This is a genomic window from Ardenticatenales bacterium, assembly GCA_020634515.1.
Taxonomy (GTDB): domain Bacteria; phylum Chloroflexota; class Anaerolineae; order Promineifilales; family Promineifilaceae; genus JAGVTM01.
The window spans coordinates 121,901-139,428 of sequence record JACKBL010000003.1 but is presented as its reverse complement, the minus strand read 5'-3'; the positions used below and the strand labels follow the sequence as shown (position 1 = coordinate 139,428).

Genomic DNA, 17,528 nt, shown 5'->3' with positions numbered 1-17,528 from the left:
TTTGCCCGGTGAAACGTATCTGGATAGGGCGTTGTACCGTTGGTGACTTCGAAGAAACATTATTCGTTCGTAACTATTCACGTCTCCGAGAGATTGGACCAATTTTGTAGACATCAATAAGATTCAACCAGAGCAAATTGGTCCAATCTGGGCAGATGACCTGTATAGTCACATTCGTTCATCAATTTGCTTGCGCGGAAATTGATGATGGAAAGGAGCATTGTCCATGCAGAACATTGACCGTACCCGCCTTGTCTTTATTGGCATTGTGGGGCTGGCTCTATTGGTCATCTGTGGTGTGGGGGCCTACAGTCTGGTGCGCGGCAGGATGGAGGCGGATGTGACGCCGACGCCTGTTGTTACGGTGAATGCCGGCATCACCCCCACCCCCGCCGCCCAATTAGAGTCGCCCGATCCCATCTTCGCCCCGTCAGCCAACCTTGACGACGGCTTGCCGACCTACGTCTGCGGCGCGGATGCCTTCGGCAGCTACTTCACCTTGCAGCAGATGCAGGTTTCCGGGCAGGACGTTGCGCATGGCTTCCACCTGAGCATCGTCCCCTTCTTCCTGGATGACGACCCCGCCTACGACGTTTCCGAAGAGCAACGAACAGCTTTGTTGGAAAGCGGCCAGTGGGACTGCCTGCTGACGACGCTGGACTCTGTCGCCTTGAAGAATCCCGGCGTGATTACGGCTATCGTTGACGAAAGCGCCGGTGCGGACCAGTTGTGGGGGCGTGGCATCAGCACGATCAACGACCTGAAAGGCAAGCGCATCACCTTCTCTCGCGGCAGCGTCGGCGAGTATTTCGCTTACTACGCCTTGTCCATTGCCGAGGTAAACCCCCGCTTCGACGTGACCCTCGTGCCGCAGGACAGCGTCGCCGACGCCGTGGCCGCCTTCAACGCGGAGCAGGCGGACGTCGTTTCCGGCTGGGAGCCGGACATTTACGACGCCGAGGCCACGGGCGGGCAGCCGTTGCTCAGTTCGGCGCAAATGCGTATCGTGGTCGATGTCATTGTCACTTCGCGGCAGAGCCTGAACAGCGAAACGGACCTGGTGCAATCGTTCCACGATGCCTGGTTTGCCACGTTGAAAGATCAGTTCGAGGATTTCGACACGGCGGCGGCGAACATTGCCGCCTGGGGACACAACGATTGGAGCTTCGTCTATGCGGAAACGGCCAGCAGCGATTTGCGCGCCTGGCTGGAGAGCGTGGCGCAGGCGGACCTGGGCGACAATGCGTTTGTGATGCGCGACCCCACGCCGCTTTACAACCGTCTGGAGATTGCCCGGCGCGTCTGGACGATTTCCATTTCCGGCCTGCAAATTCCTGATTACGACGTGCAAGACCTCGTGGATACGCGCTTTGTGGAGCGGTCGGCGCAGCAAGCAAGTCTGCAGGCCAATGGCAAACCGGTGAACGATACTTTTTCGATTTCGGCCCAGCTCGACCTTTCCGGCGTGGATACGGAAGCGGCGACGACGTTAGCGGTGCTGCCCTGCCGTAAGTTCGACTTCTTGCCGGAATCGACGGAGTTGACGCTGGAGGCGCGCCGGCGTCTGGATGAGTGCGTTATTCCCACGTTGTCGCAGAGTATCGGCCTTTTCCTGGAAGTGAAGGGCTCTTCTGCCTGGCCGGCCAATGACCCGCCGTATGCGGAGCAGGAGATTCTTGATTTTGCCGAGGCGCGGGCGCAATCGGTGGTGGATTACCTGGTTTCGCAGGGGATTGACCCGGCGCGTTTTATTGTGACGGCGCAGCTTCCGCCGGAGGATCATCGCAATACGGATGACGCGGTGAAACAGGCGGAGGACCGGTACGTGGAGATGACGCTGATCACGGTGGGACGCTGACGTGGGATATGAAGGAGAATGTGAGCGATGATAAAAAGATCTCGCGGTTGGTGGTGGCTGGTGGTGGCGTTGATGATGCCGGCATTTGCCTGTACCCTGACCCAAAGCGATGGACCCCCGCGCAATGCCGTCCAGATTGACATCCTGGCGAACACCAGCCTCACCGCCTGGCTTGCCGACAGCGTCGCTGATTTCAACGCTGCCGGCATCGAAAACGCGGACGGCGATCCCATCTACATCAACTTGCTGCCGGCCACGGAGGCCGGGCAAGCTGTCGTTGACCTGCGTGATGGGCAAGTCAACCCCACCCTCTGGATTCCTGACGACAAAGTTTGGGCCAACATTCTGGCCGACCGGGGCGGTGGCGCCTTCCAGTCCGATTGCGTTAGCGTGGCACAAAGCCCGCTGGTGATCGCCCTCTGGCGACCGCTGGCGGAGGCCCTCGGCTGGCCTGGGCGCGACCTGGGCTGGTTGGACATTGGTAGCCTGGCCGCGGATTCGTCCGCCTGGGCGTACTACAGCGGCGGCCAGTATGGCGCAACCCTGCGCCTGGGACACACCCATCCTGGCCTGTCGGCCACGGGCGCGAGTACGCTGCTGGCTCTTGTGCAGGCGGCGCAGTCGAAAACGGAAGCGGTTTCGCCGCAAGATATTCAGCAGCCGATTGTGCAGGCGTCTGTGGGCGCGTTTGAGGGGGGCGTTTCCTGGTTTAGCAGTGATACGGACAGCCTGGGGCGCACGATGGCGGAGCGCGGCCCCACTTTCCTCGGTGCCGGCATTATGTACGAGAGTACCGTTCTGCAATATGGGCGCAGCACCGAACCTGATGGTCTTGTGCCGGTTTACCCGTTTGAAGGGACGTTTGTGGCTGCTCATCCGGCGTGCGTGAACGAAAATGCCGGCACGCAGCAACAAGAAGCCGCCCGTCTTTTCCGCGACTATCTGACCGGCGCGGATGGACAGACCCGCGCCGTGGCGCATGGCCTGCGCCCCGTGAACAACACCGTACCCGCGGCGGCCCCACTGGACGCGGCGCACGGCGTCGATCTGGCGCAGCCGCAAACGGTGTTTGGCGCGCCCGGCATTGATGCCGTGTACAGTATTCAGGAAATCTGGCAGGCGGCGCGCAAGGACGTGAACATGGTGATGCTGCTGGACGTTTCCGGCAGTATGCGCGGCTCCAAAATGGAGAATATGCGCCAGGCGGCGATTCAGTTTGTACAGCAGATGGGCGATGAGGACTATCTCACCCTGATCGCTTTTTCTGATGCGCTGAACGTGGTGGTGGACCACGAACAGGTGGGAACGTTCCGCGAGGCGATTGTGGCCCAAATTCAGGGGCTGGAAGCGCGGGGCGATACGGCGCTCTATGATGCGATTGGCCTGGGGGCGGAGCGCATCGCGGAGACAACCACGCCGCAGACGACGAATGCCCTGGTGGTTCTCACGGATGGTCTGGATACGTACAGCTACCGTTACAGTTTTGACGAGCGGCTGATCGATGCGGCGGCGGCGAACGGTACGACGGTGTTCACCATTGCGTATGGGTCTGATGCGGATGAAACGTTGTTGCAGGAACTGGCCCAGCGGACGTTTGGCAATTTCTATCTGGGGAATGAGGCGAGTATTGCCGGCATCTACGAAGAAATGTCCGCCGCATTCGGAGGCAGCCTCGGAGTTGGCCGCTGATACTCATGGCGGATTGGTCCAATCTGGGTGATTGGACCAATCCCCATCGCTATCCATCCCGCTGCCCAAAACGGGTGAAGTAATGGGTGGGGTCCGACGTATGCACATAGACCCACAACGCATCCGGCCCCGTCGCCGACCAGTTGTAAACCCACTGCGCGGCCAGCGGCGGCATGTTCACGCAGCCGTGGCTATGCTTGTAGCCAAAACGGTCGTGCCAATACGCCCCGTGTAAGGCGATCTCCATCACCTTATCGAAATACATCGTATACGGCACATCTTCCACCACGTAGTAGTCAACCTTCCCCTCGGCCCCATCCATCAACGTCTCATCCCACCGGTCCCACACCTGGTACAACCCCTCCCGCGTCGGCCAGCGATTGAGGCCACTGGAAATGAGCGAGGCAAACACCATGCGGTCCCCTTCGTAGGCGGCAAAAGTTTGCTCGTATAGGTCCACTTCCGACCAAAACTCATTCTCCCCCACCTCCGCCGGTCGCGGACTGGGGTCAACCAACCCCACATACGTCTGCCGGATCCAGCGGTCCCCGCCAATGTTGTACCAAATCCAGTCATCGTCTGTGGGAACCACCTGCGCGTCCATGACCTCAAAAAACGTGTACCGTTCCAGCATGGAGTAATCGGGATTGGGTTCGCCCCCCGGCGTGCTGCTGGGGCGGACGCGCGCCAATATCCAGCCAAAAGGACGCTCTGGCGGACTGGTGAGGACGACGCCGCTGAATTGGGAAATTTCCACGGGGCGGATCGCGCTTTCCGGCACATACTCGCCCGGATTGATCATGTACCACAACTCGCCCTGGTCATTTTTCAAGGGATAATTCACGCTGACATAAAAATAGCCACGTCCTACGTTGCGCAGCGGGGCGACCGCTGTGGTTGGTTCCGGGTATACGTTGACGTAGTCGTCCAGGTAGGCATAGCTACGATGGTCTAGCAGGCCGTCCGGTTCGGGAATAGGGGAGACAAACTGCGGCGGCACGGGGCGGGTTTCGCAAATGTAGCCGAGGTTGGCGGAGTGGAAGTAGCATTGCGCTGCTACGACGCGCTGCGCGGTGAGTCCTATTCCCAATGTTATGAAGATGAAGAAGGCTAAGGACCGGACTGATTTGGGCATGTTTTCACACTCTCCAGGGTTTGATGAAGGGGGGATGCCGGCAATACTGATTGCCACACCTGGCCAGGACCGTTCTCAAAACAGGGCCTGGCTAATACAAGAATCCGCGCCTTTTTTTCTGTTCCGGCTATTGCGGATGCAAAATGCGCCCGCAACTGCCGCAATAGACAAGCTGGCCTTCGCCGGCCTCGCGCACCTTGTTCGCGGAGACCGTCACACGGCAGCCCTGGCAGACATTTTGCTTCAGTCCGGCCACCGCGACGCCATTTCGCTGCTTGCGCCGAATATGTTCATATTCCGTCAGCAGCGAGCCGTCAATGATCGTGATATGCGCCTGGCGCGCCTGCTGCAGGCGTTGAATCTGCTCAACCAACTGCGCCTGCTCTTGCCGTAGCCGCGCCTGTTCCCGATTCCACGCCCGTGCAATCTGCTGCCAGACAGTGGTTGCTTCTTCGTTGGTGGCAGTGCACTCGTCCACCATGATCATGGCTTCCAGCAGTTCATCCTCCAATGTGGCGCGATGGCGTCCCAGCGCTTCCAGGTTTAGCTGCAAGTCGCTCAACGCTTTCGGATTCTTCACATTGCCGGAATAGAGCTGGTTTTCCGTTTGCTTGTGCTTGTCTTTGACCTCTTGCAAGGCCAGGTTGCGCTCCCGCTGCTGCTTCTGCCAGGTTTCCAGATCGGCGGCGGTATTTTGGGCGGTGGCGCGGGCTGTTTGCACTTCTTCTGTTTCCTGTTGCCCGGCCAGAACCTCGTTCAGGCGCAATTTTGCCTGCCGAAGTTCCACGTCAATCTGCTGCAAGCGGTATAGTTGGTCAATTTGCGTCATGATTCACGGTTAAGAAGGTAGATGCGGAGATTGTGCCGCATGATTTTCATCTCTCTCCATTGTAACACCAAATGAGGCGACCGCGGAAGCGTTTGCGGGGCGGAAATTGGGCGTTAGCCAGGTGGCAATTGCCGCGACGACCTCTTCCCGGCCGTCTTGACGATGATTCAGCGTGTCCGTCATTCCCAAATCAGGTTCTTTTCTTTATTTCATCGTCAGTCCTTAAAGTCGGTGTGCGCGGGATTTTTCTTGATTTTCGCGGAAGTTGGTTTCGTTGCGGCCTGGGGGGATGTTGTGGTCGCTACCGCCGGCAATGATCCGGAACGGGGCGCGCCGGGTGTTGCCGAAGTTGACCTGGGAGATGGGGGTGAACTGGACGAAGGCTATCTGCAAGATGATGCGGCCGGTTTGGGGAACATTGTGCGGCCAGTGGGACTTGATTGACGGAGTTACGGAAATGCCGGCAAAGATAATCTCACTACATCACGCCGGTTGCCCAGAGTGGCGAACACGTTGACATTAGCGCGTACAGTGGCCCGGCAGAAGTGGAGCAGGACGCCGCGCGGAGGTGCGACGCCATGATCAACTTTTGCGCCATCAGGCGTATTCTCCCAAGACACCGCTGGCGGCAGGGCAGCGCCCGTGCCTGGTTCCTGGTGGGGAAAGGCATCCCGCCGCTTTCGATCCACGCACGTCACTTGTATTTTGCCACGCGCCACTCATGGTTGCGGGCGCAGGCGGTTGGCAAACCGGCGCAACTGGTGGAAACTGACCGGCTTCACCAAAACCAGGTCCGCTTGTTGGTGCAGCATGGCCGCAAGTCCTGAATCGGCCGTAGCAATAATCAGGCGCGTTTGCGCCAGGTGATCGCTTTGCCGGATTGCCGAAAGGATTTGCATTCCCGAAACCTGTGGCAGATGCATGTCCAGAACCACCAGCTCAGGCGTTAATTCCTCTAGCCGACGCAGCGCCTCTTCGCCGTCCGCGATAATCTCGGCTCTGTAATCGGCCAATTGCAGCGCCCGTGAAAAGATGGTCGCCAAAGTGTCATCATCTTCGATGACCAGGGCAGTAGGTTGACTCACGTTGTTGCCTCGGTATTTTGCAGCAAGGGCAGCGTCACTGTGAAGATGCTGCCCTGCCGTGGCGCGCTATCTACGCTGATATGACCGTTCATCAGCGTTACAAGCTGCCTGACAATTGTCAGCCCCAACCCCATCCCTTGCTCGTTTCGGCTCCTATTGTAGTCGAGCTGTTGGAACGGCTCAAAAATGCGCTCGTGCAAGGTTGGGGGAATGCCTACCCCTTCGTCCACCACGCGAAATCCCCAGTGCCCCTCGTCCGCGCGAAATACCTGCACCTCGATCTTCCCCTTGGGCGTAAACTTGATAGCGTTGTCCACCAGGTTGACCATCACCTGAAACAGACGTGTGTCATCGCCCAGGAGAATCGGGGGCACATCTTCTTCTACATGCGTCACCATGGTCAACTTGTGCGCCGCCGCCGCGGCCTCTGTCGTTTCTATCACCCGATTCACCAGTTGGTCAACCGGGAAAGGGGCAATTTCCAGATGAAAATCGTCCTGCTCCAGGCGAATTTGCTCCAGCATATCGTTGACCAGCTTGGTCAGGTAACGTGTCCGTTCCACGATTTTCTTGAGTGCGTCCTGTTGCGGCGGTGATACCGGGCCGTAGATGCCGTATTCCAGCATTTCCGCCATGCCCATCACCCCATTCAATGGCGTACGCAGTTCATGCCCCACTTTGGCGAGTAGTGCTGCTTTGGCTTCCGCCAGGGCTACGGCTCGCTCCGCATGTCGCAGCGCCGTAATTTCTTGCAGTAATACAAGGCGACCCCCAATACGCCCCCTTTCATTTAGGATAGGGGAGATGCGTAGCGTGAAGAACCGTTCCGACTCTCCCCCCACAATGCGGAGTTCTTCCTCCGTCGTCACTTTGTTCAAATAGGGCTGGGTATAGCTGCTCCATTCCCCCAGCACGTCCCCCATACGTTGCCCGATGACGTCTTTGTCGCGCAAACCAAACAGATTCTCGGCGGCGGGATTGACGTCTGCCACGCGGTTGTGCTTGTCCACGACCAGCATCGCAATGCTCATATTTTGCACGACAAGGGAGCGAGCAATAGGGGGAAGCGAGAACAGACGCGCCCGCGTAATTCCCAGGCCAAAAATCAACATACTCAACGTGAAGGCAAATGGGGTCAGGTCGAGCTGTGGGATGGGACTGAGGCGCGTCAGGTAGAGGGCGTTGGCGATCCATGGTAGAGCAGGACTGAGTAGCAAGATAGCCAACTGCCAGCGATACACGGCTGCCAGCCCGCGCAAGGCGACGAACAGTCCTAACGAACCGAGGAAGAGCAGCACATAGGAATAGATAAAGAAGAGAAACCAGCCAGGCCCGTATGTGGCGTCAAACGTGGCAAAAGGGCCATTTGTGTTCAGGGAGATGGTTTGCCAAAAGATGTGATGCCAACTGTTGGTAAAGGCCAGAACGATGGCTAACAGAGGAATAGCAAAGAGGCGGAGAAAGCGCGAGGGAGAGGTCCAACGGGTGCGTCCCGCGTAGCTCTGCGCAAAGAGGAACCAGTTGACGGGGAGGGACGCAATGCCCGTATACTGCCACTGTGCCCAGAACGTCTTACCTTGTAGGGTGGGGGCGATAAGTTCCAACGCATAGGTGGCAGCCCAGGCGGTGATGGAGAGCGACACGCCAAAGAACCAGGGGGACCAGCTTTGCTTTTGTCGCCAGACATAGACGGCGATGGTCAGGGAAACCAGCGCGGATAGCAGCAGAAGAAGGGTGGTCAGAATGGTCTGCCAGTTCATCACGATTGGGCCAAAGCGGAATATCACGGCAGGATGGGGGCACAAGAACAGAGTGGGTGTGCCGATTGCTACTGTATAGTCTAATGCCGGCATCCAGCACGGTCAATCCGCCATTGGTCACTTCCATAGGCAATAAGGGGCTGTCTGCAATTAAGTTGGCGGAAATGTGCGGACAGCCGCTATCCTTGATAGCCTGGCAGTAACCGTCCATAAAAAGGGTGAAGCTATTTTCGGACGGTTACTGGGGACTGACGATGAAATAAAGTACGGAATTGCCTCGTCAGTTTGCAGGAACGTAAGGAGACAACTTCGTTGTCTTATTTTCCGTTCCTAAGGTTCGGGGCAGGGGAAAAGCGTTATCCCTTTTGCGCCGCCTGTTGGCTGTTCATTGTGGGGCTGGTCGTTCGGCAATGCCTTACAAACAGGTATAATCAGTTTATGGTTAACCGAATTCTGGAACTGGAATTGGAGGAAGCGCCCTACAGTGAGGAGGATGCGGAGTGGGATGCTTTCGTGGCTGCTCACCCGCACGGCAGTTTGTTGCAAACGAGTCAGTGGGCGCGGTTGAAGGGGCGTTTTGGCTGGACGGCGTCGCGGGTGTGGCTGCGCCAGGATGGTCGCCTGGTGGCCGGGGCGCAGATTTTGTACCGGGCGCGGGCGTTGGGGGTGGTGCGTATGGGGTACATTCCGCATGGGCCGCTGGTGGATTGGGAGAATGATGAGCAGGTGGCGGTGTTGTTTAATCAGATTGATATGGCGGCTTATCGCAATCGTGCCGGCATTCTCAAAATCGAACCCCTCCTCTGGCAAAACGCCTTCTCCCCATCACGCTGGGAAGCATTATGCCGGCAACACGGCTGCCTTCCCCACACCGACACCATCCAGCCCCCGCAGACCATCCTCATCGATCTGCGTCCTTCCCCTGAAGAAATCCTGGAGCGGATGAAACAAAAAACCCGCTACAACATCCGCCTGGCCGAACGCAAAGGCGTCACCGTGCGCCAGGGGAGCGCCGAAGACCTCGCCACCTTCGCCCACATGATGCAAATCACCGGTCAGCGCAACAACTTCGGCATCCATGTCCCCCGCTACTACCAGGACGCCTTCATCCGCTTCGCCCCCGATCACGTCGGCCTCTTCATCGCCGAATACCAGGGGCAGCCCCTGGCCGGCGTCATGGCCTTTGCCTATGGCCGCCAGGGAGCCTATCTCTACGGCGCGTCCAACGACCAGGAGCGACAGCGAATGCCCACCTACGCCGCGCAGTGGGCCGCCATCCAGTGGGCGCGCGCCCAGGGCTGCGATTACTATGACTTGTGGGGCATCCCCGACCATCCTGAAACAGAATTGGAAGATCGTTTTCAGACGCAGCATGATGGACTGTGGGGCGTCTATCGCTTTAAGCGTGGTTTTGGTGGCGATGTGTACCGCACCGTGGGCAGCGCCGACCGCGCCTACAACAAAACACTCTATCGTCTCTACGAATGGTATCGGCGGCGGGAAACCCCGCCAGCCGCGACCGGCTGACAATTAACGACCGACCGCCAACTGCCTGAACCAATCTTCACAAATCACTATCTTGCAAAGGAGCTGAACCACGACTTCTCCACTCCAACTGGCGACGTCTGCCACTGCCTGGCAGCAGATACTTCAGGCGCTGCCCTACGCGCACGCGCTGCAAAGCTGGACCTGGGGCGCATTCAAGGCGCGTTGGGGGTGGTCGGCGCAGCCGTGGTGGCTGCCCGCCGCCGATGGCTCCCCCGCCGCTGCCGCGCTTGTGCTGAAGCGTAAGCTGCCCCGCTTGCCTTTTTCCATCCTCTACGTGCCAAAAGGCCCGTGCCTCTCCTATGCGGACGCCCCTTTGCGGCAGACGATGCTGGGGGAACTGGAGCGACTGGCCCGCCGCGAGAAGGCGATTTTTATCAAAATTGACCCGGACGTGCCCGTTAGCCGCGGACTGGAACCAGCCGAGCCGGACGCGCTCGGTCAGGCTTTGCTGACGCAGTTAGGGCAACGGGGGTGGCGTTTCTCTAGCAGCCAGATTCAATTTCGCAATACGGTGGAGCTGGATTTGCGCCCGCCAGAGGAAGATTTGCTGGCGGCGATGAAGCAGAAGACGCGCTACAATGTTCGGTTGGCGGGGCGGAAGGAGGTGGTGGTTCGTGCCGGCATTTCTTCCGACCTCCCCCTCCTGGTAAGAATGTACGCGGAGACAGCCGCGCGTGACAACTTCACCGTGCGCCTCCCCGCCTACTACCTGGACGCCTGGGCCGCCCTCCTCCAGGATGGCCTCGGCCATCTCCTCATTGCCGAATATGACCACCAACCCCTGGCCGCCGTCTTCCTCGTCAAATTCGCCAACCGTGCCATTTACATGTACGGCGCATCCGGCGAACAGGAACGGCAGCGAATGCCCAACTATCTGCTACAATGGGAAGCTATCCGTTGGGCCAAGGCGCAGGGCTGCACCGTGTACGATTTCTGGGGCGCGCCTGATGAATTCACCGAATCAGACCCTCTCTGGGGCGTCTGGCGATTCAAAGCAGGCTACAACGGGCAGGTCGTGCGCCACGTAGGTGCGTGGGACTATCCCGCTCGTCCTTTCTGGTATTGGGCATATGCCGTTATGATTCCGCGCTACCTCAATTTCCTGCGCGACAAACAATCCACCTGAGACCACTTTCAGGCAACCACCAAGTAACCGTCCGAAAATTACTTCACACTTTTTACGGACGGTTACTGCCCAGCTATCATAGATAGCCGCTATCCATGATAGCCGCTGTCCGCACATTTCCGCTAACTTAATTGCGGACAGCCACCAACCACCAACCATCAACTTACTCTACAGGAGGCTTCATGACCCGAACCATCGTCGTACTCGAGGGAGACCAGACCGGGCAGGAATTGCTGGAAGAGGCATTGCGCGTATTGCAGTCGAACATCATTCGCTTTGACCTTGATTTTTTGCGCTTTGACCTCAGCCTGGCGAATCGCCGCGCCACACAGAACCAGGTCGTTTATGACGCGGCCCGCGCCATGCGCCAGTATCGTGTCTCCCTGAAGGCGGCAACCATCACGCCGGAAACGGGGGATGTGGGCAGCCCCAACCGTATTTTGCGTGAAGAAATGAACGCCCAGGTGATTTTGCGCACCGGGCGGCGCATCCCCGGCGTGCGCCCCATTGGCGGCGTCTATGCGCCTATCAGTGTGGTGCGCATGGCTCAGGGGGACGCCTACGGGGCGCAGGAATGGCGCGAAGGAGAAGTCGGTTCCGCGGATGAAGTCGCCTTCCGCACGGAACGGATCACCCGCCGCGTTTGCCGCGCCGTGGCTGAGTATGCTTTTCAGCACGCCCGCCGCATGGGGGCGAAGGTGTTTGGCGGCCCAAAGTACACGGTCAGCCCTGTCTATGAAGGCATGTTCAAGGAAGAACTGGATCGGGCGGCGCGTCGCTACCCCGACGTGCGCTACGAACCGCAGCTCATTGACGCGACTTTTGCCTTGCTGCTGGCAACCTCAGGCGATCCGCTGGTCATTCCCAGCCTCAATCGTGACGGCGACCTGCTGTCCGACATGGTGCTGCAGATGTTTGGGTCCATTGCCGGCTCGGAGTCGATGGTGATTAGTCTGGATGAAGAAACGGACGAAGTGACGGGGGTGATGGCGGAAGCGCCGCACGGGACGGCTCCGGCGCTGGAGGGGCGCAACGTGGCGAATCCGATGGCCATGATCCTGGCCTCAGCCGGCTTGCTGGCGCACATGAAGGAATCGGAAGCCAAGCGCGCCAGCCGCGCCATTTACGAGGCGACGCTGGAGACTGTTTACGATGGCATCCGCACTTCGGATATTGGCGGATCGGCGCATACGGACGAGTTTACGAACGAGGTGATTCGGCGGGTGAAGTCGAAGCTGGAAGTGTGGTCTACGTTGTCATAGAATGCTACTATCTTCCCGGAAGCTGTTCCGACGCCAATGGTTCGAGAGTGAGCTTCCGGGAAGGTTTGCCGGCATACGCGCTCAGTTGCGGTGGAGGGTGGTGATCATCGGCAGGGCTTGCAGCATGGGAATGCCTAGTGGTGCGCCGATGATGGTCAGGCAGAGTACGTAGGCGATAATGGCCCACACGAGGCTGAACCACCAGCCAATGAGCAAGAAGTAGATGGCGCGCAGGAGGAAGGGAGTCTGGTGCGTGCCTTCGAAGCGCGTGTCACCCGTCTTGCGGTTGGTGACCCACATGCCGGAGCGGGATTTGAGCGTGAGGACCTGTGGGACGCGGTCCAGCATCCATAATCCCAGCGGCAGACCGATGATGGTGAGGTTGAGCAGCCAGGCGATGAGTATCCAGGCCGCCGTCAGTTCCCAGCCGAAGACGAAGAACCAGATGACGCGCAAGAGGAAGGGAACTTCGCGCACGGGTTCGGCATATTCTGATTTAAGGGTTACGTCTGTCATGGTTGTTGTCCTATCTGATTGGAAGAATGGTCGTGTTTTGTTGTTGCGTCGTTTCCGGCGGATTGATGCCGGCATTCATCAACGCAAACTAAACGGCGGATAGCGGTCTGTCACCAACAGGATAGCATAGGCATCAACCCGCAGTGACCAGCGACCGACGCCAACAACGAAGTCAAAGAGGCTGCGCGGATATTCACCCGTCAACAAAATGGCAAACCAGGCAATCATGGCTACGAATACGGCGGCAACCCAAAGGAACGCCAGCACGATGTAGTGCGGGATCGCCAGTAGCCACTTGATGAGGGGGAGCCACCGATTGAGGTCCTTTGGCACGTTGGGGTAGTCAATTTCCAGGTGGATAGCTTGCTCATCCTCGGTTGACGGATATTCATCGGTCAACAGGAACAGGTAAGCCCAGACTCTGCTACCGAAGCGGATCAGCTCGCGTGAAAAGTCGAACCACCAGCGCGGGTAACGTTGCCGAAAGAGGATCATCAGGACTGTGGCCAGGAAGAGACCTGCGATCAGTCCTCCCGAACTTTCTGAAGCCCTGGAAATGATGTTGCCGGCTTCATTGACCGTTATCGTGCGGGTGATCGTCTGTCCGGCGCCTGTGATCAGGCTCAGGATGATGGCAATGGGGATGATCCAGATGATTCGGAAGAGGGTTGTTAACCTGTCCAGTGTCTGGGGATAGTCTACTTCCAGACGGGCTGCGTATTCAGGGTAATCGTTCATCATGTTCTCCTTCGTAGGGCGATTTTCTACCCACCTGACAGAAAGCTGATAGTTGCCGGTGTCCGCGGCGCAGTCGTTGTGCGCACAAAACAAAAATCCGCGCGATCTCGGCCGTCACAATCTGTGGCCGTCACAATTGGGGATCGTCTTCATCCATCGTGGTCTGCCCCACGTATGGGGGACGCCGGGAAATGATCGCAAGTGGGTCATGGGCGGTGGTCGGGTTCGTCAGTGATTGCCCGTGATTGGTCGCCCATGTTGAAGTCGCGTTCGTCCCTCTATACGCAGCAGGGTAATCGAGGTTGTAGGGCATTAGGCGTGTCTGGTTTGCCGTTGGAGCATGGCGCATGATGAAATGGAGACGCGGGTTGTCATTCCTGGTTGTTTTGTTGTTGGCGGCGTGTGGGAGGACGGGGGATGTGGCGCCGACGGTGATGCCGGCACAAAACGATCTCCAAATGCCGGCAGGCTACCATGCGGAACAGGCGTGGGAGGGGCTGCAAGGCCCGACGCAGATGATCTGGGGACCGGATGGGTGGTTGTGGTTGGCGCAGTTGAATGGCCCGGAAAATGCCGGCACAGGCCAGATCATCGCCCTCTCCCTCCCCGACGGACAGCAGCGTCTCCTGTTGGACAACCTCTTCAAGCCAACCGGACTTGCCTTTCTGGATGGCGCACTGTGGATTGCTGCCGGCAACACGCTCCTGCGTGCCCCCCTGTCCCCGGATGGTCGCCTGGAGCCGCCACAAACCATCCTCGCCGACCTGCCCTACAATAGCCGCTCCAACGGCACATTGACGGTAACGCCAGATGGCTTCCTTATTTACGAAACCAGCGGCAGCCGCCAGGGAAACCAACCTCGCCCTGGGTCGGCCACCTTGTGGCGGCTAGATCCTGCCCATCCAGACCGGCCACAACCCATCGCCACCGGCCTGAAAGGGGCCTACGCGCACACATTTGACGCGGCGGGGCGGCTGTGGATCACGGAGATTGGAGACGATAAAGTGAGCGGAACCGCGCCACCGGATGAGTTGAACCTGGTGGTGATGGGGGCGGATTTTGGTTGGCCTGCCTGTTTTGGCTTTCAGGAAGTGGCCGAGAATTTTGGGGGCACGCCAACCCAATGCGCCCAAACCCGGTCCCCGGTTGCCCTCTTCCCCGCCGCCGCCACGCCCACCGGTGTTCTCGCCTCTCCGTGGGAGCCGGACACGCTGCTCGTGGCCCTGTGGGTGCGCGGCGAAGTCGTGCGCGTGCCGGTGCGGTACGATGGCGATAATGCCCGTGGCGAATCGCTCCCCTTCATCAGCGGCCTGGATCATCCGCAGCACCTGCTGCCCTTGCCGGATGGCGGCCTGCTCCTCAGCGACTATGGGCGTGGGCGTCTTTACCGCATCACCCGCGATTAGGCGTGGCAACAAAACGGGCATTTTATGCGTATTGGGTTGAAGATTCCACCTTTCTGGAAGCTAACAACTTCCAGAGAGGTTCATTCACTTCCAGCAAGTTTCTACCTTCTCGGAACTGAAAACCAGCTTCCAGAAAGGTTCGGGAGAACCAACATGCAAAATCGAGGACAGTTGTACTGGGGCCTGGCAATTATCTTGCTGGGCGTTTTGTTTCTAATTGGGAACTTGACCAACATAGACATTGGCGCGTTTTGTTGGCCGGCGGCGCTCATTTTGGTGGGGATGTGGTTTATCCTGCGCCCGCGCATGACGGGGCCGGATACGGTGGACACGACCAAAATCATTGGCGACATTGATCGCGGCGGTCCCTGGACGGTCTCGTCGGAGGATTTTACCGGTTTCGTGATGGACGTGGACCTGGACATGACGGGCGCGGATATTCCCCTGGGGCAGACGCGCCTGCGCCTGCATGGATTTGTCACGGAGTTGGACATGTTTGTGCCCGCCGATGTGGGTGTGCGCGTGGATTCGGTGGCGTTTGTCACGGAAACGAAGATCAACGGGGAGAAGGCGGAGCATTTCTTCTCCTCCGGCCCGGTACAGACGCTCAACTTCGAGGGGGCGGGACGGCAGATTATCGTTGAGCCGCGTTCGTTTGTGGCGGAAGTGAGTGTGCGGCAAGTTGCCGCTAAAGGATAGGCCGCTTTGGAACGACGTAGATTAGGCCGGTCGGGCTTGCTGGTGACGCGGATGGGGTTGGGGTTGGCGGCGTTGGGGCGACCCGGATACATCAATCTGGGTCATCATGAGGACCTGGAGCGGAATTATGACGTGGCGGTGATGGAGGCGCGGGCGCATGGGGTGTTGGATGCGGCGTGGAATGCCGGCATTCGCTACTTCGATGCCGCCCGTTCCTATGGCCGCGCGGAACCCTTCCTCGCCTCCTGGTTGGCCCGCCGCCGCATCCAGCCGCCAGAAATCACCATCGGCTCCAAATGGGGCTACACCTACACCGCCAACTGGCAAGTCCAGGCCGAACATCACGAAATCAAAGAACACTCCCTGGCCGTGCTCCGCCGCCAACTGGCCGAAAGTCGCGGCTGGTTGGGGGACCACCTCAACCTCTACCAAATCCATTCCGCTACCCTGGAAAGCGACGTGCTGGAAAACGAAGCCGTCCTGGTGGAACTGGCCGCGCTGCAAGCGCAAGGCGTGCGGATTGGCCTTTCCTTGAGCGGGGCGCGGCAGGCGGAGACGCTACGGCGGGCGCTAGACGTGACCATTGACGGGCGACGGCTGTTTGATGCGGTGCAGGCGACCTGGAATTTGTTGGAACCTTCTGCCGGCATTATCCTGGCACAGGCGCGCGCTGCCGGCATGGGCGTAATCGTGAAGGAGGCGCTGGCGAATGGTCGCCTCACACCGCGTAACAATGATCCCACCTTCCGCGCGAAAGCGGCGCTGCTGCAAACCATCGCCGCCGAACGGGAGACGACGATAGACGCCATCGCCCTGGCGGCGGTGCTGGCGCAGCCGTGGGCGGACGTTGTCCTCAGCGGCGCGGCGCGGGCGTCCCACCTGCGCGACAACGTGGCCGCGCTCGACGTGGCCTGGGATGAAGCCCTGGCGCGCCGACTGGCGGACCTGGCGGAGCCGCCGGACGTTTACTGGCGCGTGCGCGGCCAGCTTGCGTGGAACTGAGGGGAGAAAGCGGCGGGCGGCGGTCAGGTGTAGAGGTCGGGGCGGCGGTCGGCGAAGACGGGGATTTTGGCGCGCACGCTTTCTACGAGCGCGGGATCGATGGTGGCCGTGAGCAGCGTTGGCTCCTCGCGTCCGCTGACGACCGTTTCGCCCCAGGGGTCAATGATCATCGAGTGGCCGAAGAAATGGGTCTCCTTGGAGACTCCCACGCGGTTGCAGGCGATGACGAACATCTGGTTCTCGATGGCGCGGGCGCGGAGCAAGGTTTGCCAGTGCATGAGGCGGGGGTGGGGCCATTCCGATGGTACGAACACCATCTTCGCCCCGGCCAACGCATAAGCGCGGAACAACTCCGGGAAGCGCAAATCGTAACAAATCGTCAAGCCTGCCGGCCCCCACGGGGTTTGCACTACTGCGCGCTCCCGCCCCGCCGTCAGAAATTGCTCCTCCTGCATCAGGCGGAACAGGTGCGCCTTGCTATAGACGCCCCCCGCCGCGCCCGTCGGTGTGAACCAGACGGCGGTGTTGCCGTAGCCCCCGGTGGGCAGCCGCGAGAGGCAGGAGCCGAGCATGTGGATGTGGTGTTGTTGGGCCAGGCGGGCGGTTTGCGCGAAAATGCCCTCGCCAATCGCCGCCGCGTGCCGTTCCGCATTTTCCAAATCATACCCGGTGGACCACAGTTCAGGAAAAACCACCAGATCGGAGCCGCGCCGCGCCGCCTCCGCCGTCATATCCGCGACAACGGCCAGATTTTTCTCCGGCTGCCCCAGCGTCACATCCATCTGTCCCAAAGAAATTGTCAACGCCATTCCTACCTCCGCCAATTGACATCGTGCCGCGCTAAGAGATAATGTAGACACTGCCTTGATGCGTGC

At 59.3% G+C, this 17,528-nt stretch carries 16 protein-coding genes; 9 read left to right on the top strand and 7 right to left on the bottom strand.

Annotated elements, in window-relative coordinates:
- The first annotated feature begins 226 nt into the window (after positions 1–226).
- Positions 227–1,858, top strand: coding sequence for an ABC transporter substrate-binding protein (locus tag H6650_09510; GenBank protein ID MCB8952234.1), 1,632 nt, complete (start codon positions 227–229; stop codon positions 1,856–1,858).
- Positions 1,859–1,885: 27 nt separating this feature from the next.
- The gene (locus H6650_09505) at positions 1,886–3,547 is read left to right on the top strand and encodes a substrate-binding domain-containing protein (GenBank protein ID MCB8952233.1); all 1,662 of its coding nucleotides are present in this window, start codon (positions 1,886–1,888) and stop codon (positions 3,545–3,547) included.
- 49 nt (positions 3,548–3,596) lie between these two features.
- Here the strand turns inward: H6650_09505 and H6650_09500 are convergent, their stop codons facing one another.
- Both H6650_09500 and H6650_09495 read right to left on the bottom strand, forming a co-directional pair.
- Positions 3,597–4,682 (bottom strand): L,D-transpeptidase, encoded by a 1,086-nt coding sequence (locus H6650_09500; protein ID MCB8952232.1) that lies wholly within the window; start codon positions 4,680–4,682, stop codon positions 3,597–3,599.
- Positions 4,683–4,809: 127 nt separating this feature from the next.
- Entirely contained in the window at positions 4,810–5,511 is a 702-nt protein-coding gene (locus H6650_09495) for a hypothetical protein (GenBank protein ID MCB8952231.1), read from the bottom strand.
- 249 nt (positions 5,512–5,760) lie between these two features.
- Here H6650_09495 and H6650_09490 point away from each other — a divergent pair, with 249 nt between their 5' ends.
- Positions 5,761–5,955 carry a hypothetical protein gene (locus H6650_09490; protein MCB8952230.1) on the top strand — a complete coding sequence of 65 codons (195 nt, stop codon included), beginning with the start codon at positions 5,761–5,763 and terminating at the stop codon, positions 5,953–5,955.
- Between the two features lie 275 nt (positions 5,956–6,230).
- On the opposite strand, the gene H6650_09485 is transcribed toward H6650_09490, so the two are convergent.
- Entirely contained in the window at positions 6,231–6,596 is a 366-nt protein-coding gene (locus tag H6650_09485; GenBank protein ID MCB8952229.1) for a response regulator, read from the bottom strand.
- Positions 6,593–8,449, bottom strand: a complete 1,857-nt coding sequence (locus H6650_09480; GenBank protein MCB8952228.1) for a PAS domain-containing protein — start codon at positions 8,447–8,449, stop codon at positions 6,593–6,595. The genes H6650_09485 and H6650_09480 overlap by 4 nt, the downstream gene beginning before the upstream one ends.
- Positions 8,450–8,794: 345 nt before the next feature.
- Here H6650_09480 and H6650_09475 point away from each other — a divergent pair, with 345 nt between their 5' ends.
- The 3 genes from H6650_09475 to H6650_09465 all read left to right on the top strand — a co-directional run bounded on the left by H6650_09475 (position 8,795) and on the right by H6650_09465 (position 12,292).
- The gene (locus H6650_09475) at positions 8,795–9,883 is read left to right on the top strand and encodes a peptidoglycan bridge formation glycyltransferase FemA/FemB family protein (GenBank protein MCB8952227.1); all 1,089 of its coding nucleotides are present in this window, start codon (positions 8,795–8,797) and stop codon (positions 9,881–9,883) included.
- 88 nt (positions 9,884–9,971) lie between these two features.
- Positions 9,972–11,030, top strand: a complete 1,059-nt coding sequence (locus tag H6650_09470) for a peptidoglycan bridge formation glycyltransferase FemA/FemB family protein (protein MCB8952226.1) — start codon at positions 9,972–9,974, stop codon at positions 11,028–11,030.
- 182 nt (positions 11,031–11,212) lie between these two features.
- Entirely contained in the window at positions 11,213–12,292 is a 1,080-nt protein-coding gene (locus tag H6650_09465) for an isocitrate dehydrogenase (GenBank protein MCB8952225.1), read from the top strand.
- Between the two features lie 81 nt (positions 12,293–12,373).
- Here the strand turns inward: H6650_09465 and H6650_09460 are convergent, their stop codons facing one another.
- Together H6650_09460 and H6650_09455 are read right to left on the bottom strand one after the other, a co-directional pair.
- A complete protein-coding gene (locus H6650_09460) occupies positions 12,374–12,808 on the bottom strand; it encodes a YccF domain-containing protein (protein MCB8952224.1) in 435 nt (144 codons plus the stop codon).
- A 78-nt stretch (positions 12,809–12,886) separates the two neighbouring features.
- The gene (locus H6650_09455) at positions 12,887–13,549 is read right to left on the bottom strand and encodes a DUF4389 domain-containing protein (protein ID MCB8952223.1); all 663 of its coding nucleotides are present in this window, start codon (positions 13,547–13,549) and stop codon (positions 12,887–12,889) included.
- A 344-nt stretch (positions 13,550–13,893) separates the two neighbouring features.
- Here H6650_09455 and H6650_09450 point away from each other — a divergent pair, with 344 nt between their 5' ends.
- From H6650_09450 to H6650_09440, 3 genes are all read left to right on the top strand, one after another.
- Complete coding sequence (locus tag H6650_09450) at positions 13,894–14,952, top strand: PQQ-dependent sugar dehydrogenase (GenBank protein ID MCB8952222.1); 1,059 nt, start codon at positions 13,894–13,896, stop codon at positions 14,950–14,952.
- 153 nt (positions 14,953–15,105) lie between these two features.
- Complete coding sequence (locus tag H6650_09445) at positions 15,106–15,651, top strand: hypothetical protein (protein MCB8952221.1); 546 nt, start codon at positions 15,106–15,108, stop codon at positions 15,649–15,651.
- Positions 15,652–15,702: 51 nt separating this feature from the next.
- A complete protein-coding gene (locus tag H6650_09440; protein ID MCB8952220.1) occupies positions 15,703–16,653 on the top strand; it encodes an aldo/keto reductase in 951 nt (316 codons plus the stop codon).
- Between the two features lie 23 nt (positions 16,654–16,676).
- Here H6650_09440 and H6650_09435 read toward each other — a convergent pair whose 3' ends face one another.
- Positions 16,677–17,435 (bottom strand): carbon-nitrogen family hydrolase, encoded by a 759-nt coding sequence (locus tag H6650_09435; protein ID MCB8952219.1) that lies wholly within the window; start codon positions 17,433–17,435, stop codon positions 16,677–16,679.
- Positions 17,436–17,528: the final 93 nt, after the last annotated feature.

Coding starts and splice junctions, on each gene's coding strand:
- H6650_09510 (MCB8952234.1), top strand. CDS start 227: ATGCAGAACATTGACCGTACCCGCCTTGTCTTTATTGGCATTGTGGGG.
- H6650_09505 (MCB8952233.1), top strand. CDS start 1,886: ATGATAAAAAGATCTCGCGGTTGGTGGTGGCTGGTGGTGGCGTTGATG.
- H6650_09500 (MCB8952232.1), bottom strand. CDS start 4,682: ATGCCCAAATCAGTCCGGTCCTTAGCCTTCTTCATCTTCATAACATTG.
- H6650_09495 (MCB8952231.1), bottom strand. CDS start 5,511: ATGACGCAAATTGACCAACTATACCGCTTGCAGCAGATTGACGTGGAA.
- H6650_09480 (MCB8952228.1), bottom strand. CDS start 8,449: ATGCCGGCATTAGACTATACAGTAGCAATCGGCACACCCACTCTGTTC.
- H6650_09475 (MCB8952227.1), top strand. CDS start 8,795: ATGGTTAACCGAATTCTGGAACTGGAATTGGAGGAAGCGCCCTACAGT.
- H6650_09465 (MCB8952225.1), top strand. CDS start 11,213: ATGACCCGAACCATCGTCGTACTCGAGGGAGACCAGACCGGGCAGGAA.
- H6650_09460 (MCB8952224.1), bottom strand. CDS start 12,808: ATGACAGACGTAACCCTTAAATCAGAATATGCCGAACCCGTGCGCGAA.
- H6650_09455 (MCB8952223.1), bottom strand. CDS start 13,549: ATGATGAACGATTACCCTGAATACGCAGCCCGTCTGGAAGTAGACTAT.
- H6650_09450 (MCB8952222.1), top strand. CDS start 13,894: ATGATGAAATGGAGACGCGGGTTGTCATTCCTGGTTGTTTTGTTGTTG.
- H6650_09445 (MCB8952221.1), top strand. CDS start 15,106: ATGCAAAATCGAGGACAGTTGTACTGGGGCCTGGCAATTATCTTGCTG.
- H6650_09440 (MCB8952220.1), top strand. CDS start 15,703: ATGGGGTTGGGGTTGGCGGCGTTGGGGCGACCCGGATACATCAATCTG.
- H6650_09435 (MCB8952219.1), bottom strand. CDS start 17,435: ATGGATGTGACGCTGGGGCAGCCGGAGAAAAATCTGGCCGTTGTCGCG.